Source organism: Dietzia sp. DQ12-76 (assembly GCF_014145045.1).
Taxonomy (GTDB): Bacteria; Actinomycetota; Actinomycetes; order Mycobacteriales; family Mycobacteriaceae; genus Dietzia.
Map to the genome: position 1 here is coordinate 1 of NZ_JAALDV010000355.1, position 3,458 is coordinate 3,458.

At 70.8% G+C, this 3,458-nt stretch carries 2 protein-coding genes and 1 tRNA gene; all 3 read left to right on the forward strand.

The window, feature by feature from the left end; translation table 11 throughout:
- The first annotated feature begins 36 nt into the window (after window positions 1–36).
- The 3 genes from G6019_RS12120 to G6019_RS12130 all read left to right on the forward strand — a co-directional run bounded on the left by G6019_RS12120 (window position 37) and on the right by G6019_RS12130 (window position 3,388).
- The gene (locus G6019_RS12120; protein ID WP_182627686.1) at window positions 37–1,023 is read left to right on the forward strand and encodes a metallophosphoesterase; all 987 of its coding nucleotides are present in this window, start codon (window positions 37–39) and stop codon (window positions 1,021–1,023) included.
- Between the two features lie 69 nt (window positions 1,024–1,092).
- Window positions 1,093–1,166: transfer RNA gene (locus G6019_RS12125), tRNA-Pro, on the forward strand.
- 140 nt (window positions 1,167–1,306) lie between these two features.
- Entirely contained in the window at window positions 1,307–3,388 is a 2,082-nt protein-coding gene (locus G6019_RS12130) for an acyl-CoA dehydrogenase family protein (RefSeq protein ID WP_182627688.1), read from the forward strand.
- Window positions 3,389–3,458: the final 70 nt, after the last annotated feature.

The window sequence follows — 3,458 nt, forward strand, 5'->3', positions numbered from 1 at the left end:
GAGCCTTCACGCGGGCGCCGCCGGTACGATGGTGGGATGCAGCGCCCCTCCCGTCGGACCCGGAGCACCCCGTCGACCCCCTCCGCGCGCGCGGCGGCCGTCCTCGCCGGTGCGGTGGTGGCGGGCACGGTCTACGCGTCGGGATGGGAGCGCAACGCGTTCACCGTCCGTCGTCATTCCCTCCCACTGCTCGCGCCGGGCTCGGAGCCGCTGAAGATCCTGCACATCTCGGACCTGCACATGATGCCCGGCCAGAAGCGGAAACAGGACTTCCTCGCGGCCCTGGCCCGGTTGGAGCCGGATCTGGTCCTCAACACCGGGGACAACCTCTCGGACGTACGCGCGGTCCCGTCCGTCGTGCAGGCGCTCGGCCCTCTGCTGGGCCGGCCCGGGGCGTTCGTGTTCGGGTCCAACGACTACTACGCGCCGGTGCCCAAGAACCCCCTGTCGTACCTCGGCGTGGGACGGAAGAAGCACTCCTCCGTCCCGCTGCCGTGGCGGGACCTCAAGGCCGCGTTCTCCGAGCGTGGATGGGTCGACGCCACCCATCGGCGCGCGGAGATCGCCGTGGACGGTCGTCGTGTCCTGGTGGCGGGGGTCGACGACCCGCACATCGGCCGCGACCGCTACAGCGAGATCGAGGGGCCCGCCGGCCCGGCGTTCGACCTGCGGATCGGCCTGGTCCACTCCCCCGAGCCCCGGGTGCTCGACCGCTTCGACGCCGACGGGTACGACCTCGCGGTGGCGGGCCACACCCACGGCGGGCAGCTCTGCCTGCCCACGGGGGCGATCGTCACGAACTGCGGCATCGACCGCTCGCGCGCCCAGGGACTGTCCGCCTGGGGCCGGAACCTGGTCCTACACGTCTCCGCCGGGCTCGGCACCTCGCCGTACGTGCCGGTCCGGACGTTCTGCAGGCCCGAGGCGACGCTGCTCGAGCTGGTCGCCGGGCCCGGCGGTGGCGGCGACGAGGCCTCGGTCCCCGAGACGCCGTTGCGTGAACGGATCCCGCTGCCGGCCTGACCCGGTTTCGCGATTCACCCCGGTTTCGCGATTCATCCGGCGGGGCGCTAGAGTATCCCTCGTTGTCAGCGGGGTGTGGCGCAGCTTGGTAGCGCGCTTCGTTCGGGACGAAGAGGTCGTGGGTTCGAATCCCGCCACCCCGACAATGCGAGGTCCCGGGCCGTTCACGGTCCGGGACCTCGGTCATTTGTGAGGCCGCGGCGGACCAGGACCCGCGGACAACCGGGTTGCGACGACCGCGCTTCCGGTGCACGTCGGCGTAACAGATCCGTAGAGTTGTGTCATGACCTCCGAGACCGACGTCCAGAACGCCGCGGCCCCCGGCGCGGCGGCCCCCCAGCCGGCCAGCGCGGGGCACCCCCACTACGGCCGCATCACCACGACCGGCCAGGGGGACCCCGCCCTCGCCGCAGGACTCCAGAAGGTTCTGGACGGTCGCTGGGCGGACGCGCGCCGGATGACGCGAGAGGCCATGACCCCCGACATGCTCAACCCGATCGGGGCGACGATGGAGGAGCACAGGGCGCGGGTGCTCGAGCAGATGAGGCTCCTCGCCGACTCGGGTCTGCCCGGGTTGGGGTTCCGCACCGAGGACGGCGGAACGGGTGACACCGGCGGGGCGCTGACCTCCTTCGAGATGCTCGGTCACCTCGACCTGTCGCTCATGGTCAAGGCCGGCGTGCAGTGGGGCCTGTTCGGCGGGGCCATCGCGAACCTCGGGAACGCCGAGACCCGCTCCACGTACCTGCCGGACGTCATGTCGCTGGACCTGATGGGGTGCTTCGCCATGACCGAGCTCGGTGGCGGTTCGGACGTGCAGAACCTCGAGACCACCGCGACCTTCGACCGCGAGACGGGCGAGTTCGTCGTCCACTCCCCCACTCCGAGCTCGGAGAAGTGGTACATCGGGAACGCCGCCCGTGACGGTTCCATGGCCGCCGTCTTCGCCCAGCTCATCACGCATGACGAGGAGGGCGAGGAGGTTCACCACGGGGTCCACTGCCTGCTGGTGCCGATCCGGGACGAGGACGGGAACGACCTGCCGGGCGTCACCACCACCGACCACGGCCACAAGGGCGGCCTGCTGGGCGTGGACAACGGCAAGATCATGTTCGACCACGTCCGGGTGCCCCGCGAGGCGCTCCTCGACCGGTTCGGCGCCGTGGACGCCGAGGGTCGGTACTCGTCGCCCATCGATTCGGTCGGTGCCCGCTTCTTCACGATGCTCGGAACGCTGATCCGCGGCCGCGTGTCGGTGGGTGCGGCCGCCGGTGCCACCGCCCGGACCGCGCTGGCCCTGGCGGTGCGGTACTCGCTGATCCGCCGCCAGTTCGACCACCCCGAGACGGGCAAGGGGATCCCGCTGCTGGAGTACCGCGAGCACCAGCGGCGCTTGATGCCGCGGATCGCCCGCGCGTACGCCTACGCGTGCGCCCAGAACGCGATCGTCGCCGACCTGCACGACTTCGAGAAGAACCCGGATGCGTTCGACGCCGAACGTCGGCGCGAGATGGAGTCCCACGCCGCGGGCATCAAGGCCACGGTGACGGGGTTCGCCAACGACACCATCATCGAGGCCCGCCTCGCGTGCGGCGGTGCCGGGTACATGTCCGAGAACCTGCTCACCGAGATGCGCAAGGACTGCGACGTCTTCTCCACGTTCGAGGGCGACAACGTGGTGCTCACGCAGTTGGTGGCCAAGGAGCTGCTCGGCGCCTACGCCGCGGAGTTCGGGGACATGGACCAGCGCGAGACCGTGGCCTTCGCGCTCACCACCGCGGTGGACGTGGTGCAGGAGAAGGCGCGTGCGTCGACGCTGTGGCAGAAGCTCATCGACACGGTGACGGACCGGGAGAACACCGACCTGCTCGACCGCGCCAACCAGCTGGAGCTGCTGGTCGACCGGGAGGAGCATCTGTTGGAGACCGTCGCACGCCGCCTGCGCAAGGCCCAGGGGGAGGACGGTTCGGCGGCGTTCAAGGTGTTCAACTCGGCGCAGGATCACATGCTGCAGGCCGGACGCGCCCACATGGACAGCTGGGTGTTCGCCCGCTTCGCCGAGGCCGTGGACGCCTGCGAGGACCCGGAGGCCAAGGAGGTCTTGGGGACGCTGTGCGATCTGTACGTCCTGGACATCGTGGACCGCGACAAGGGCTGGTTCCTCGAGCACAACCGTCTGACGACCGAGCGCACCAAGGCCGCGACCGCCGCCCGCAACCGCCTGTGCACCAAGCTCGCGGGCAAGGCGCGGACCCTGGTGGACGCGTTCGCGATCCCCGAGTTCGTCTTCGACGTCCCGATGCTCACCGACGGCGGGGTGGACGCCCCGCTCGAGACCACATCGGGAGCCGGCGAGCGCGACTGACGGGCCGCCGGCCGCAGATCCCGGACGCCACACCGGCACACAGGGCCACCGCGGCCAGCACCGCGGCACC

What these genes read in the sequence shown, in the direction of transcription:
- G6019_RS12120 (WP_182627686.1), top strand. Translation starts at nt 37, where the DNA reads ATGCAGCGCCCCTCCCGTCGGACCCGGAGCACCCCGTCGACCCCCTCC.
- G6019_RS12130 (WP_182627688.1), top strand. Translation starts at nt 1,307, where the DNA reads ATGACCTCCGAGACCGACGTCCAGAACGCCGCGGCCCCCGGCGCGGCG.